Genomic DNA, 14,540 nt, shown 5'->3' with positions numbered 1-14,540 from the left:
TTACCCTCAGGCGTATTGCGGGTTGGCTTTGTTCGGATTGATGCCGTACTTCTTGATGGCTTCGGCCACCTTGGCGACCGGCACCTTGCCTTCGTCGGCCAGCGCGCGCAGGGCGGCCACGACGACGAAGTGGCGATCCACCTCGAAGTGTTCGCGCAGCTTGGCGCGGAAATCCGAGCGGCCGAAACCATCGGTGCCCAGCACCTTGTATTCGCGGCCCTTGGGCACGAACGGACGGATCTGGTCCGCAAAGAGCTTCATGTAGTCGGTCGACGCGATGATCGGGCCTTCCGTCTTGGCCAGCTGTTCCGTGACGTAAGCGACCTGCGGCTTCTTCTCGTCGGGGTGCAGCATGTTGTGGCGTTCGGCGTCCAGACCATTGCGGCGCAGCTCGGTGAAGCTGGTGACGCTCCAGAGGTCCGAGGCGACGTCCCAATCGGCGGCCAGGAGTTCCTGCGCGGCCATGACTTCGCGCAGGATCGTGCCCGAACCCATGAGCTGCACGCGGTTCTTGCCCTTGCCGTGCGACTTGAGCTTGTACATGCCCTTGATGATGCCTTCCTCGTCGCCCTTGGTCAGACCGGGCTGCGGGTAGTTTTCGTTCATCACCGTCAGGTAGTAGTAGACGTTTTCCTGGTCTTCCACCATGCGCTTCAAGCCATGCTGGATGATCACGGCCAGCTCGTGGCCGAACGTCGGGTCGTACGAGACGCAGTTCGGGATGGTCGAGGCCAGGATGTGGCTGTGACCGTCTTCGTGCTGCAGGCCTTCGCCGTTCAGCGTCGTGCGGCCGGCGGTGCCGCCCAGGAGGAAGCCGCGCGCCTGCATGTCGCCGGCGGCCCAGGCCAGGTCGCCGATGCGCTGGAACCCGAACATCGAGTAGTAGATGAAGAACGGGATCATGATGCGGTTGTTCGAGGAGTACGACGTGGCCGCCGCAATCCACGAGCTCATCGCGCCCGCTTCGTTGATGCCTTCCTGCAGGAGCTGGCCGTCGGCCGATTCCTTGTAGTACATGACCTGGTCCTTGTCGACCGGGGTGTACTTCTGGCCTTCCGGCGCGTAAATACCGATTTGGCGGAACAGGCCCTCCATGCCGAAGGTGCGCGATTCGTCGGCCAGGATCGGCACGACGCGCGGGCCCAGTTCCTTGTCGCGCAGGACCTGGTTCAGGATGCGCACGAAGGCCTGGGTGGTCGAGATTTCACGGCCTTCCGCGGTGGGCTCCAGCACGGCCTTGAACGCATCCAGCGCGGGGGCCTTGAGCTGTTCGTCGGCCTTGGCGCGGCGGCGGGGCAGGTAGCCGCCCAGCGCGGCACGGCGCTCGTGCAGGTACTTCATTTCGGGCGAGTCTTCGGCCGGCTTGAAGTACGGCAGGTCCGCCAGCTTGTCGTCCGGGATGGGGATGCCGAAGCGGTCGCGGAATTCGCGGATGGAGTCGAGTTCCAGCTTCTTTTGCTGGTGGGTCGGGTTCTTGGCCTGGCCGACGTGGCCCATGCCGTAGCCCTTGATGGTCTTGGCCAGGATGACGGTGGGCTGGCCGGTGTGGTCGCTGGCCGACTTGAAGGCCGCGTACACCTTGTGGGGATCATGGCCGCCACGGTTCAGGCGCCAGATGTCCTCGTCGCTCATGCGCGACACGGCTTCCAGCAGCTTGGGGTGCTTGCCAAAGAAGTGTTCGCGCACGAACTTGCCGTCGTTGGCCTTGTACGCCTGGTACTCGCCGTCAACGGTTTCTTCCATGATCTGGCGCAGGATGCCTTCCTTGTCGTGCGCAAGCAGCGGATCCCAGTAGCCGCCCCAGATCAGCTTGATGACGTTCCAGCCCGAACCGCGGAAGTCGCCTTCCAGTTCCTGGATGATCTTGCCGTTGCCGCGCACCGGGCCGTCCAGACGCTGCAGGTTGCAGTTGATGACGAAGATCAGGTTGTCCAGCTTTTCGCGAGCCGCCAGGGCGATGGCGCCCAGCGATTCGGGTTCGTCCATTTCGCCGTCGCCGCAGAACACCCAGACCTTGCGGTTGCTGGTGTCGGCAATGCCGCGGGCGTGCAGGTACTTCAGGAAACGGGCCTGGTAGATGGCCATCAGCGGGCCCAGGCCCATCGACACCGTCGGGAACTGCCAGAAGTCCGGCATCAGCTTGGGATGCGGGTACGAGGACAGGCCCTTGCCGTCCACTTCCTGGCGGAAATGGTTCAGCTGGTCTTCGGTCAGGCGGCCTTCGAGGTAGGCGCGGCCATACATGCCGGGCGAGGTGTGGCCCTGGAAGTAGACCAGGTCGCCGCCGTGGCCTTCGTCTTCAGCGTGCCAGAAGTGGTTCTGGCCGCAGCCGATCATGGTGGCCAGCGAGGCGAACGACGCGATGTGGCCGCCCAGGTCGCCGCCGTCGGGCGGGTTGTGCTTGTTGGCCTTGACCACCATGGCCATGGCGTTCCAGCGCACGTACGAACGGATGCGCGATTCCAGTTCCAGGTTGCCCGGGTGCGCCGGCTCCAGGCCGGGGGGAATCGTGTTGACGTAAGCGGTATTGGGGGAGAACGGAATGTGAGCGCCGGAGCGACGGGCTTCGTCGATCAGGCGTTCCAGCAGGTAATGGGCGCGCTGCGGTCCTTCGCGATCAAGGACGGCTGCCAGGGCTTCGAGCCACTCCTGGGTTTCAAGGGTGTCTTCGTCGTTGGCGGCCTGCACGGCGCCAGCCTGGGCGTTAGAGGACATCGTGTGTCTCCTGTTGGGGTTCGTTCGTGACCACAAACCGCTTATTGATCTGCTCGCGGACATTGCATGGTAGCCGGGATCATCCGGGCTACCATGTGATGAATGGGGTCGGGGCGTTCTAAGGACCTGCCAGGGGCGGTTTCCCTGTCAGGCGGCATTCTAAGAAAGAAGATTAACCGGTCGCAAGGAAAATTTCATGTTGCGGTACGGCATTTCATAATGCGGAAACTTGAACAGAACCTGAATTGCTGAACACCCTCGTTTTTATGGGCTAGGACGAATGGTGGACTTGATTCCCGGCAATTCCGTTCCAACACGCACTAAAATGCGCGGTCTACCGGCCCCGAATTCCATGTCCAGCGCGCCCAAGTCAAACATACCTACGCCTTTCCACGATCACGCCCGCACCCGGCGGCGCGGGGTGTACTGGGTCACGCCCGCCATGGTGCTGATCCTCTATATCTGTGTGATGGGGGTGTTCTTCTGGTTGCAGCGCATCCATGACGACAGCGTCATGTTTGTCACCATTGACCAGGAACTACGCCAGCAACGCCTGATCTGGGTCGTGCTTGCCCTGTCCTGCGTCATCGTCATCAGCCTGCTGATGCTGTGGCGCTATACGCGCTTCCGGTCCACCGCCGAAGCCGCGCTCATTGCCGAGACCGGGTTCCGGCGCGCCATGGAAAACTCCATGTCCACGGGCATGCGCGTGCTCGACATGGAGGGCCGCATCGCCTATGTGAACCCGGCCTTCTGCCGGATGATCGGCTGGAACGAGGCCGACCTGATCGGCCGCAGCCCGCCCTTCCCCTATTGGGTGCCGGGCCGCCACGAACAGCACCAGCACACGCTGGACGTGCTGATGTCGGGCAAGACGCCCAGCAGCGGCCTGGAGGTCGAGGCCCAGCGGCGCGACGGATCGCGCTTCACGGCGCGCATGTACGTGTCGCCCTTGCTGGACCCCAACGGCAACCAGATCGGCTGGATGACGTCCATGACGGACATCACCGAGCCCAAGCGCATCCGCGAGGCCCTGACGGCCGCCCACGAACGATTCATGACCGTGCTGGAAGGCCTGGACGACGCCATCTCGGTCACTGCCGACACGCATGACGGGCTGGAGCTGCTGTTTGCCAACCGCACCTATCGCCGCGTGTTCGGCGCGCAGACGGGCGGACACGACGAACTGCTGGCCGGCCGCCGCGGCCGCTTCACCGACGAATCGGTCGAAGTCTTCGCGCCGTCCGTGCAGCGCTGGTTTGAAGTGCACCACCGCATGCTGGCCTGGACCGACGGGCGCCGCGTGCGCATGCAGGTGGCGCGCGACATCACCGAGCGCCGCGGGCACGAGGAAGCGTCGCGCGTGCAGCAGGAAAAGATCCAGCTCACCAGCCGCCTGACCACCATGGGCGAAATGGCTTCGTCGCTGGCGCACGAACTGAACCAGCCGCTGACGGCCATTGCCAACTACAGCATGGGTGCGGTGGCTTTGGTCAAGGCCGGCCACACCAGCCCCAACATGCTGCTGCCCGCGCTGGAAAAAGCCGCTTCGCAGGCCGAGCGCGCGGGCAAGATCATCAGCCGCATCCGCGAATTCGTGAAGCGCAGCGAGCCGCGCCGCCAGCGCGTGGCGATCGGCCGCATTGTCGACAACGCCATCGGTTTTGCCGAGATCGACGCCCGCAAGCGCCGCATCCGCATCGACAGCTTCGTGCCGTCCAACGCGCCCGACGTCCTGGCCGACCCCATCCTTATTGAGCAGGTACTGCTGAACCTGCTCAAGAACGGGCTGGAAGCCATGGAAAAGAGCGAGTCAGACGAGCTTAAGGTTGCCGTAATTCTTCACGATCAGCATATCGAGGTGGCCGTGGTGGACCGCGGCCACGGCTTGGCCGAACCCGAGCGCCTGTTCGAACCGTTCTTCAGCACCAAGTCCCAGGGCCTGGGCATGGGGCTGAATATCTGCCGTACCATTATCGAATCGCATCACGGCCGCCTGTGGGCTGACCCCAACCCGGCCGGCGGTACTATCTTCCGCTTCACCCTGCCCTGCGCTGCGACCCAGACGCAGGCCCAGAACGATCAGTCCGAGGAGTTGCACGCATGAACACGCCCCACCTGTCGAGCACGGTATTCATTGTCGACGACGACGAAGCGGTCCGCGATTCGCTGCGTTGGCTGCTTGAAGCCAATGGATACCGCGTTCGCGCCTACGCCAGCGGCGAATCGTTCCTGGAAGACTACGACGCCAGCCAGATCGGCGTGCTGATCGCCGACGTGCGGATGCCCGGCATGAGCGGCCTGGAACTTCAGGAACAGCTGATCGCGCGCAATGCCCCGCTGCCCATCGTGTTCATCACCGGCCACGGCGACGTGCCCATGGCGGTGTCCACCATGAAGAAAGGCGCCGTCGACTTCCTGGAAAAACCGTTCAACGAATCCGACCTGCGCGAGATCGTGGCGCGCATGCTGGAGCAGGCCACGCAGCGCGTGAGCAAGCACCAGGCTCAGAAGGACCACGAAGCCATGCTGGCGCGCCTGACCGCGCGCGAGCAACAGGTGCTGGAGCGCATCGTTGCGGGCCGCTTGAACAAGCAGATCGCCGACGACCTGGGCATCAGCATCAAGACCGTCGAGGCGCACCGCGCCAACATCATGGAAAAACTTGAAGTGACCACCGTTGCAGATTTGATGAAAGTGGCTCTGGCCAAACCCGAGGCACACGCATGACCGCAAGGATTATTGACGGCGCCGCGCTCTCGCAGCGCATTCGCGAAGAAGTCGCCGAGCGTGTCTCGGCCCTGGCCGCCAAGGGCACCCGCCCCGGCCTGGCCGTTGTGCTTGTCGGCGCGGATCCCGCGTCGCAGGTGTATGTGCGCAACAAGGTCGCGGCCTGCGAAAAGGCCGGACTGCATTCCGTGAAAGAGCAATACCCGGCCGAGATGACCGAGGCCGAACTGCTGGCCCGCATCCAGGTCCTGAACCAGGATCCCAGCATCCACGGCATCCTGGTGCAGCTGCCCCTGCCCAAGCACATGGACGCCCACAAGGTCATCGAGGCCATCGCGGCCGAAAAGGACGTGGACGGCTTCCATATCAGCAACGCGGGCCTGCTCATGACCGGCCAGCCGCTGTTCCGTCCCTGCACGCCGTATGGCGTGATGAAGATGCTGGAATCGGAAGGCGTGAACCTGCGCGGTGCCGAGGCCGTCATCGTGGGCGCCAGCAACATCGTGGGCAAGCCGATGGCCATGCTGCTGCTGCAGGCCGGCGCCACCATCACGATCTGCAACTCCAAAACGCGCGACCTGGCGGCCCAGACCCGCCGCGCCGACGTGCTGGTCGTGGCCACCGGCAAGCCGGGCATGATCGACGGCTCGATGATCAAGCCGGGCGCCGTCGTCATCGACGTGGGCATCAATCGCGGCGCCGACGGCAAGCTGTGCGGCGACGTGGATTTCGCGTCCGCCAAGGAAGTGGCCGGCGCCATCACGCCGGTCCCCGGCGGCGTCGGCCCCATGACCATCGCCATGCTGCTGGTCAACACGGTCGAAGCGGCGGAACGCGCTGCAGGCTGACTGCGTAGACCTCGGTGTCTGACACCCGTGTGAGAGGCGCTTCAGCTTGAGCAGGCGTCTCTGGGGTGTCAGACATCTGCCGCACACCAGCCGCAACTTGGGGGGCAGACACCCTCCCCGTCCGCCGGCGGGCCTTGCGTTCGGGACGATCGCCCTTACCTGATCCTTATCGCCGGCGCGCCGCGCGCGTCGTCCGCCACTCAATAAGCCGGTAACACCATGACTCAGAACCCCCTGCTTGCTCCCGTGTCCGAACTGGTCGATTACGCGGCCGTCAAACCCGCGCATATCGTGCCTGCCGTCGAGGAGCTGCTGGGCATCGCCCGCAAGGCCGTCGACCAGGCTGCCGATCCCGCGCTCGCGCCCACCTGGGAGGCCGTGGTCGAGCCCTTGGACACTGCGTCCGAGCGCCTGTGGCGCGCCTGGTCGGTGGCCGGCCATCTGAATGCAGTCGTCAATACGCCGGAGCTGCGCGAGGCCTATAACGCCGCGCTGCCGCTGGTCACCGAGTTTTCGACCTGGGTGGGCCTGCACGAAGGCCTGTACAAGCAATATCAGCGGCTGGCCGCCGCGCCCGACTTCGCGTCCTGGACGCCGGTGCGCCGCCGCATCGTGGAAATGGCCCTGCGCGATTTCCGCCTGAGCGGGGTCGAACTGCAAGGCGCGGACCGTGAACGCTATGCCCAGATCTCCGATCGCGAGGCGCAGGCCTCGCAGAAGTTCTCGGAAAACGTGCTCGATTCCATCGACGCGTGGTCGCTGATCGTGGAAGACGAAAGCCGCCTGGCCGGCATTCCGGCGGACGTGATCGCCGCCGCGCGCGCCGCCGCCCACGAAGACGGCAAGGCCGGCTGGAAGCTCACGCTGAAGATGCCCTGCTACCTGCCCGTCATGCAGTACGCCAAGGATCGCTCGCTGCGCGAGGCGCTGTACCGCGGCTACGGCACGGTGGCGTCCGAGCAGGGCGACGCCAAGTTCGACAACTCGCCGCTGATCGAAGAACTGCTGGCGCTGCGCGCCGAAGAATCGGGCCTGCTGGGCCTGGGCACGTTTGCCGCGCTGCGCTTGCAGACGCGCATGGCCCGCGACGCCAAGGAAGTGACCGCGTTCCTGCGCGACCTGGCCGCGCGCGCCAAGCCTTTCGCGCAGCGTGACCTGGCCGAACTCACGGCCTATGCCACCGGCGAACTGGGCCTGGACAGCCTGCAACCGTGGGACGTGCCCTACGCCTCGGAACGCCTGCGCGAATCGCGCTATGCGTACTCCGAAGACGAGGTCAAACAGTACTTCACCGAACCGCGCGTGCTGGCTGGCCTGTTCGACGTGATCCAGACCCTGTTCGGCGTGCGCCTGACCGAAACGCCCGTGTCGTCGTGGCACGGCGACGTGCGCGGCGTGCGCGTCGAAAGCCCCGAAGGCGCGCTGATCGGCCATCTGTATCTGGACCTGTACGCCCGCGCCGGCAAGCAGAATGGCGCCTGGGTCGACAGCGAGCGCACGCGCCGCGTCGTGGCCGGCACGGTGCAGACGCCCATTGCCTACCTGACGTGCAATTTCTCGCGCCCCAACGGCGATCGTCCCGCCGTGCTGACGCACGACGACGTCATCACCCTCTTCCATGAAACCGGCCACGCGCTGCACGCGCTGTTGTCCGAAGTCGACGAGCCCGGCGCCGCGGCGTTCGCCAGCGTCGAATGGGACGCCATCGAGCTGCCTTCGCAGTTCATGGAGAACTTCTGCTGGGAATGGGCCGTGGTGCAGAAGCTGTCGGCGCATGTGGACACGGGCGAGCCCCTGCCGCGCGCGCTCTACGACCGCCTGGTCGCCGCCCGCAACTACCAGAGCGGCATGCAGACGGTGCGCCAGATCGAATTTGCGCTCTTCGACATGCTGATGCACGACCGCAGCAAGGGCGCGTCGATTTCCGAGGTGCTGGCGTTGCTGCAGGAAGTGCGCCAGGAAGTGGCGGTGCTGTTCCCGCCGCAATGGCATCGCCTGCCGCACGCCTTCTCGCACCTGTTCGCGGGCGGTTACGGCGCGGGCTATTACAGCTACAAGTGGGCCGAAGTGCTGTCGGCGGACGCGTACGAAGCCTTCGAGGAAGCGGCTGCCAAACAGGCGGGCAATGCGCTGGGCACGCTGGATCCGGAAACCGGCGCGCGCTTTCGCCGCGAAGTGCTGGCCGTGGGCGGCTCGCGCCCGGCGGCCGATTCTTTTGCCGCGTTCCGCGGCCGCGCGCCGCGTATCGATGCGCTGCTGCGCCATAGCGGTATGACGGTCAGTTGATGACGGTGTCTGACACCCCTGATGCACCGCCGCACCTTGCGGCGGCCTTCATCGGGTGTCTGACACCTTGAGCGCCTGCAGCACATTTCGCCTCTCCGGAAGATGGCCGCCATCGAGCGGGCCATTTTTTTGATTTCAGCCTGCGCCGGCACAAGGCATTGCGGCCGCGCAAACTCTTCACGGATCCAGCAGGTAGAATCCGAAAGGTTTACCCCCTTCCGGCTACTGGACCCATGCGACACTCGATTACCGGCCGCTTCTTTGGCGGACTGCTGATGGCTTTGTGTGTGTTTCTTGCCGCCTGCGGCGACAGGAACGTGGACTGGACGCTTTACAACGTCAAGGGGCACCTGCCGGACCTGAAGTTCTCGCTACCGGGCGCGGGCGGCAAGACGGTCAGCAGCGACGACCTGAAGGGCAAGACGGTGCTGCTGTTTTTCGGGTACGCCAGCTGCCCGGACATCTGCCCCACCACCATGGCGCAGTTGACCGCGGTGTTGCAGAACCTGGGCGACAAGGCCAAGGACGTGCGGATTCTCTTTGTCAGCGTGGACCCGCACCGCGACACGCCAGACATCCTGCAGGCCTACGTCAACGCCTTCAACAACAACGCCATCGGCGTGACGGGCGACGAAAAGCAGATCGCGGACCTGGCCCGCCGCTACCGCGTGGCCTACCAGATCGAAAAGCCCCGTCCTGGCGACGACGCCGACATGTACGAAGTGACGCACAGCCGCGGCGTCTACATTTTCGACAAGGACGGAAAGGCGCGCCTGCTGGCATCTGACACCGACAGCATCGAGGCGCTGACCAAGGATGTGCGCCAGCTCATCGACTTGACCTCCTGACCCGACGGGCGGGGTCCGCACACCAGTTGTTACAACGGTGGCGCGCGGGGCGCGGGTATCCGTGGGTATCATCAGTCCACATTGCCCCCTTTTCCCTAGTAAGGAGTACGCGCATGAGCATCATCATCATGATCATCGTCGGGTTCATCGTGGGCCTGATCGCCCGCGCCATCATGCCCGGGGACCAGAACATGGGGATCATCATGACCACCATTCTGGGCATCATCGGCGCCGTCGTGGCCGGCTTCCTGGGCCAATCGCTGGGCTGGTACGCCCCCGGCGAACCCGCGGGATGGATCGGATCCGTCGTCGGCGCGATCATCGTGCTGTTCGTGGTGGGCCTGATCGCCAGAAAGCGCACCTGACGTCCGCGCGTTCGACAGGCAAAAAAAACGGGCCGATCGCAAGATCGGCCCGTTTTGCATGGCAAACCGCAAACGCGCGCCAGGCAATCAGCCCGCAGTCGCGGCCGGAGCGGCAGGCGCGGCCACCGTGCGTTCCGTCCAGCCGCCGCCCAGCACCTTGTACAGCGTGACCAGATTGGTCAGCCGCGCCAGGCGCGTGTCGACCAGCGCCTGCTGCGAGGTGTACAGCGAGCGCTGCGAATCGAGCACGCTCAGGTAATCGTCGATCCCCTGCCGGAAACGTTGCTCGGACGCGTCATACGCGCGCTGGTTGGCGTCCACCAGCAACCGTTGCGCCTGGATCTGCTCGTCCAGCGTGCCGCGGCCGGCCAACGCATCGGCCACTTCGCGGAATCCCGTCTGGATGGATTTCTCGTACTGCGCCACCTGGATGTTCTTCTGCACCTTCGCCAGATCCAGCCCCGCCAGCAGCGAGCCGCCCGCGAAGATCGGCACCGTGATCTGGGGCGCGAAGCTCCAGGCCCCGGAACCGCCGTCGAACAGGCCGCCCAGGCTGGCGCTGGCGGTGCCGGCCGAGCCCGTCAGGCTGATGGTCGGGAAGAACGCGGCGCGCGCCGCGCCGATATTGGCGTTGGCGCCCTTTAGCTGATGCTCGGCCGCACGGATGTCCGGGCGGCGGGTCAACAGATCGGACGGCAGGCCGGCGGGCAGCGTGGTCGGCAGCATGCTGTCGTCCAGCTTGACCGCGTTGTCCAGCGCCGCCGCCATCTCGGGCGACAACGGCTGGCCCATCAGCAGCACCAGCGCATTGCGGTCCTGCGCGGCCTGGCGCGTGTATTGCGACAGGTTGCGCTCCGCCGTGCGCAGCGACACTTCGGCCTGGCTCAGGTCCAGCGCGGTGGACAGGCCCTGGTCGTAGCTCTGCTTGGTCAGGTTGAAGGAGTCTTGCTGGCTCTTGAGCGTGTCGCGCGTCAGGCTGAGCAGTTCCTGGTCCGCGCGCAGCGTAAGGTAAGCGTTCGCAACTTCGGCGATCAGCGTGAGCTGCGTGGCGGTGCGGGTTTCATCCAGCGCCAGATACGACTCCAGCGCCTTGTCGCTCAGGCTGCGAATGCGGCCAAAGAGGTCCAGCTCCCAGGCGGACATGGCGGCGCCGACCTGGTAGCTGTGGCTGGTGGTGGCCCGGCCGCTGGGCGACAGGTCGGCCGGCGTGCGCTGGGCCGAGCCCTGGCCCGCCACGCCGATGCTGGGCGCCAAATCGGCGCGCTGGATGCGGTACTGCGCGCGCGCCGCCTCGACGTTCAGCGCGGCCACGCGCAGGTCGCGGTTGTTGGTCAGCGACTGTTCGATCAGCTGTTGCAACAGCGGATCGCCGAAGAAGTCGCGCCAGCCGATGTCGGCCACGGCCATGCCGGCCGGTGCGGCCGTCTGCGCGGCGTTGTACGCAGGCCCCGTGGGGTAAGCCGCGTCGACGGGCGCATCGGGACGCTCGTAGGTGGGGGCCAGCGAGCAGCCCGCCAGGGCCGCCGCCAGGGATACAGACAGCAAGGTTCTCATCGGGAATGTCATTACGGTTGACCCTCCGCCGGCACGTCCTGCGGCCCCTTGGCGCTGGTGTCGTGCTTGTCGACGTTTTCGCTCATGCGCTTGACCTTGAACACGCGCAGCATGATGACGAAGAAAGCCGGTACGAAGAAGATGGCCAGGAACGTGCCGGTCAGCATGCCGCCGATCACGCCCGTGCCGATGGCGTTCTGGCTGCCCGAGCCCGCGCCGCTGGAAATCGCCAGCGGGGTCACGCCCAGGATGAACGCCAGGGACGTCATCAGGATGGGACGCAGACGCTGGCGGGCGGCGTGGATGGCCGATTCCGTCAGGCTGGCGCCCGATTCATAGTGCTCCTTGGCGAACTCCACGATCAGGATGGCGTTTTTGGCCGCCAGCCCGATGGTCGTAAGCAGACCCACCTGGAAGTACACGTCGTTGGACAGGCCGCGCATCAGCGTGGCCAGCAGCGCGCCGATGATCCCCAGCGGCACCACCAGCATGACCGCGGACGGAATGGTCCAGCTTTCATAGAGCGCCGCCAAACACAGGAACACCACGATGAGCGAGATCGCGTACAGCGCGGGCGCCTGGGCGCCGGACAGGCGTTCTTCGAACGACAGGCCGGTCCATTCAAAGCCGACACCCACCGGCAGCTTGGCCGCCAGGCGCTCCATTTCTTCCATGGCTGCGCCCGAGCTGTAGCCCGGCGCCGCCTGGCCCTGGATGTTGTACGACGGCACGCCGTTGTAGCGGTTCAGCTTCTGCGGGCCGAAGCTCCACGTCGCGCTGGAGAACGCCGAGAACGGCACCATGTCGCCATCCTTGTTGCGCACGTACCACTTGTTCAGGTCTTCCGGCAGCATGCGCGAGGACGCCTCGCCCTGCGCGAACACCTTCTTCACGCGGCCGCGGTCGATGAAGTCGTTGACGTACGACGAGCCCCACGCGGTAGCCAGCGTGCTGTTGATGTCCGACACGGCCACGCCCAGGGCGCGGGCCTTTTCGCGGTCGATATCCAGCTGGTACTGCGGCGCGTCCTCGATGCCATTGGGACGCACGCCCACCAGCACCGGGCTCTGAGCGGCCTCGCCCAGCAGCTGGTTGCGCGCGGCAAGCAGCTTCTCGTGGCCCACGCCGGCGCGGTCCATGAGCTGGAAGTCAAAGCCGGTGACGTTGCCCAGTTCCATCACGGACGGCGGCGGCACGACGAACAATTTCGCACGGCGTTCCGTCTGGGCGAAATGCGCGTTGGCGCGCCCGGCCACGGCGGCGGCCTTCAGGCTGGCGTCGCCGCGCTCTTCCCAGTCGCGCAGCTTGATGAACAGGATGGACGCGTTCTGGCCGCGGCCGCCGAAGTTAAAGCCGTTGACCGCGAACACCGAGGTGACGGCGTCCTTTTCTTCGGTCAGCAGGTACTTGGTGGCGTCGTCGATGACGGCCTTGGTGGCCTCGGCGGTGGCGCCGGCGGGCGTCTGGATCTGGGCGAACAGGATGCCCTGATCCTCGGCCGGCAGGAACGCGGTCGGGATGCGGGTGAACAGCCAGCCCATCGCGATGACCAGCGCCAGATACACGACCATCAGGCGCTTGGTGCGGTTCAGGCCGCGCGCGACGGTGTTGGCGTAGCCGTTGCTGCTGCGTTCGAACGTGCGGTTGAACCACCCGAAAAAGCCCCTCTTGGCGCCATGATGGCCCTTGGGAATGGGCTTGAGCAGCGTCGCGCACAAGGCCGGGGTGAAGACGATGGCCACGATCACGGACAGCACCATCGAGGACACGATCGTGATCGAGAACTGCCGGTAGATGACGCCCGTGGAGCCACCGAAGAACGCCATCGGGATGAACACGGCGGCCAGCACCATCGCAATGCCGATCAGCGCGCCGGTGATCTGGCTCATGGACTTGCGCGTGGCCTGCTTGGGCGTGAGGCCCTCTTCGGCCATCACCCGCTCGACGTTTTCCACGACCACGATGGCGTCGTCGACCAGCAGGCCAATGGCCAGCACCATGCCGAACATGGTCAAGGTGTTGATGGAATAACCGAAGGCGGCCAGCACGCCGAACGTGCCCAGCAGCACCACCGGCACGGCAAGCGTGGGAATGATGGTGGCGCGGAAGTTCTGCAGGAAGAGATACATCACCAGGAACACCAGGATGATGGCCTCGACCAGCGTCTTGAACACTTCATGGATCGACAGGCTGACGAACGGCGTCGTGTCGTACGGATAGACGACGTCCATGCCCGGCGGGAAATACGGCTTGAGGTTGTTGATGGTGTCGCGCACCGCCTGCGCCGTGTCCAGCGCGTTGGCGCCCGGCGCCAGCTTGATGGCCAGGCCCGAAGCCGGATTGCCGTTGTAGAAGCTGTCGATGGCGTACGTCTGGCCGCCCAGTTCGATGCGCGAGACATCGCGCAGGCGCACCTGCGAACCGTCGGCATTGACCTTGAGCAGGATCTCGCCGAAGTCCTCGGGCGTCTGCAGGCGCGACGGGCCGATGATGGTGGCGTTAAGTTGCTGGCCGCGCACGGACGGCAGGCCGCCCAGCTGGCCGGACGACACCTGGACGTTCTGTTCCTTGATCGCGGTGGTGATGTCGACCGTGGTCAGTCCGTAATTGACGAGCTTGGCCGGGTCCAGCCATATCCGCATCGCATACTGCGAGCCGAAGAGCTGGAAGTCGCCCACGCCCTGCGTGCGGCTGATGGGATCCTGCACGTACGAGGCGACGTAGTCGGCCAGGTCGTCCTTGGTCATCGAGCCGTCGGTGGACACGAAGCCCGCCACGATCAGGAAGTTCTTGGTGGCCTTGGTGACACGGATGCCCTGCTGCTGCACTTCCTGCGGCAGAAGCGGCTGCGCCAGCGCGAGCTTGTTCTGGACCTGCACCTGCGCGGTGTCGGGGTTGGTGCCCTGCTTGAAGGTCAGCGTGATGGACATGCTGCCGTCGGAGTTGCTTTCCGAGGAGATGTACTGCAGGCCGTCAAGACCGTTCATCTGCTGCTCGATCACCTGCACGACGGTGTCCTGCACGGTCTGCGCGGACGCGCCCGGGTAGGTCACCGCGATGCCGATGGCGGGCGGCGCGATGTTGGGATACTGGGCAACCGGCAATTGCAGGATAGACAGCGCGCCGGCCATCATCAGCACGATCGCGATCACCCAGGCAAATACCGGCCTGTCGATAAAAAACTTTGCCATGCG

Annotated in this window: 9 protein-coding genes; 6 read left to right on the top strand and 3 right to left on the bottom strand. The window is 65.2% G+C overall.

Annotated elements, in window-relative coordinates; all coding sequences use genetic code 11:
• Nucleotides 1-6 precede the first annotated feature (6 nt).
• A complete protein-coding gene (aceE, locus tag QEP15_RS10070; protein ID WP_056316508.1) occupies nucleotides 7-2,715 on the bottom strand; it encodes a pyruvate dehydrogenase (acetyl-transferring), homodimeric type in 2,709 nt (902 codons plus the stop codon).
• Nucleotides 2,716-3,067: 352 nt separating this feature from the next.
• On the opposite strand from aceE, the gene QEP15_RS10065 reads away from it, so the two are divergent.
• The 6 genes from QEP15_RS10065 to QEP15_RS10040 all read left to right on the top strand — a co-directional run bounded on the left by QEP15_RS10065 (nucleotide 3,068) and on the right by QEP15_RS10040 (nucleotide 9,792).
• Nucleotides 3,068-4,822, top strand: a complete 1,755-nt coding sequence (locus QEP15_RS10065; RefSeq protein ID WP_056316505.1) for a PAS domain-containing sensor histidine kinase — start codon at nucleotides 3,068-3,070, stop codon at nucleotides 4,820-4,822.
• The gene (locus tag QEP15_RS10060) at nucleotides 4,819-5,445 is read left to right on the top strand and encodes a response regulator transcription factor (RefSeq protein ID WP_006219003.1); all 627 of its coding nucleotides are present in this window, start codon (nucleotides 4,819-4,821) and stop codon (nucleotides 5,443-5,445) included. The genes QEP15_RS10065 and QEP15_RS10060 overlap by 4 nt, the downstream gene beginning before the upstream one ends.
• On the top strand, nucleotides 5,442-6,293 hold the full coding sequence (gene folD / locus QEP15_RS10055) for a bifunctional methylenetetrahydrofolate dehydrogenase/methenyltetrahydrofolate cyclohydrolase FolD (protein ID WP_056316504.1): 852 nt from the start codon (nucleotides 5,442-5,444) through the stop codon (nucleotides 6,291-6,293). The genes QEP15_RS10060 and folD overlap by 4 nt, the downstream gene beginning before the upstream one ends.
• Before the next feature lie 219 nt (nucleotides 6,294-6,512).
• On the top strand, nucleotides 6,513-8,579 hold the full coding sequence (locus tag QEP15_RS10050) for a M3 family metallopeptidase (protein ID WP_217617909.1): 2,067 nt from the start codon (nucleotides 6,513-6,515) through the stop codon (nucleotides 8,577-8,579).
• Between the two features lie 233 nt (nucleotides 8,580-8,812).
• Nucleotides 8,813-9,427, top strand: coding sequence for an SCO family protein (locus QEP15_RS10045; protein WP_056316499.1), 615 nt, complete (start codon nucleotides 8,813-8,815; stop codon nucleotides 9,425-9,427).
• Nucleotides 9,428-9,540: 113 nt separating this feature from the next.
• Nucleotides 9,541-9,792 carry a GlsB/YeaQ/YmgE family stress response membrane protein gene (locus QEP15_RS10040; protein ID WP_056316497.1) on the top strand — a complete coding sequence of 84 codons (252 nt, stop codon included), beginning with the start codon at nucleotides 9,541-9,543 and terminating at the stop codon, nucleotides 9,790-9,792.
• A gap of 87 nt (nucleotides 9,793-9,879) precedes the next feature.
• Here the strand turns inward: QEP15_RS10040 and adeC are convergent, their stop codons facing one another.
• Nucleotides 9,880-11,358: an AdeC/AdeK/OprM family multidrug efflux complex outer membrane factor gene (adeC, locus tag QEP15_RS10035; protein ID WP_280148742.1), complete on the bottom strand. Its 1,479-nt coding sequence runs from the start codon at nucleotides 11,356-11,358 to the stop codon at nucleotides 9,880-9,882.
• Complete coding sequence (locus QEP15_RS10030; protein WP_152384155.1) at nucleotides 11,358-14,537, bottom strand: efflux RND transporter permease subunit; 3,180 nt, start codon at nucleotides 14,535-14,537, stop codon at nucleotides 11,358-11,360. Before QEP15_RS10030 ends, adeC begins: the two co-directional genes overlap by 1 nt.
• Nucleotides 14,538-14,540 lie beyond the last annotated feature (3 nt).

It is taken from the genome of Achromobacter mucicolens (assembly GCF_029866465.1).
Taxonomy (GTDB): domain Bacteria; phylum Pseudomonadota; class Gammaproteobacteria; order Burkholderiales; family Burkholderiaceae_B; genus Achromobacter; species Achromobacter mucicolens.
This window is presented reverse-complemented; position numbering and strand designations above follow the sequence as displayed.

What these genes read in the sequence shown, in the direction of transcription:
- aceE (WP_056316508.1), bottom strand. Translation starts at nt 2,715, where the DNA reads ATGTCCTCTAACGCCCAGGCTGGCGCCGTGCAGGCCGCCAACGACGAA.
- QEP15_RS10065 (WP_056316505.1), top strand. Translation starts at nt 3,068, where the DNA reads ATGTCCAGCGCGCCCAAGTCAAACATACCTACGCCTTTCCACGATCAC.
- QEP15_RS10060 (WP_006219003.1), top strand. Translation starts at nt 4,819, where the DNA reads ATGAACACGCCCCACCTGTCGAGCACGGTATTCATTGTCGACGACGAC.
- folD (WP_056316504.1), top strand. Translation starts at nt 5,442, where the DNA reads ATGACCGCAAGGATTATTGACGGCGCCGCGCTCTCGCAGCGCATTCGC.
- QEP15_RS10050 (WP_217617909.1), top strand. Translation starts at nt 6,513, where the DNA reads ATGACTCAGAACCCCCTGCTTGCTCCCGTGTCCGAACTGGTCGATTAC.
- QEP15_RS10045 (WP_056316499.1), top strand. Translation starts at nt 8,813, where the DNA reads ATGCGACACTCGATTACCGGCCGCTTCTTTGGCGGACTGCTGATGGCT.
- QEP15_RS10040 (WP_056316497.1), top strand. Translation starts at nt 9,541, where the DNA reads ATGAGCATCATCATCATGATCATCGTCGGGTTCATCGTGGGCCTGATC.
- adeC (WP_280148742.1), bottom strand. Translation starts at nt 11,358, where the DNA reads ATGACATTCCCGATGAGAACCTTGCTGTCTGTATCCCTGGCGGCGGCC.
- QEP15_RS10030 (WP_152384155.1), bottom strand. Translation starts at nt 14,537, where the DNA reads ATGGCAAAGTTTTTTATCGACAGGCCGGTATTTGCCTGGGTGATCGCG.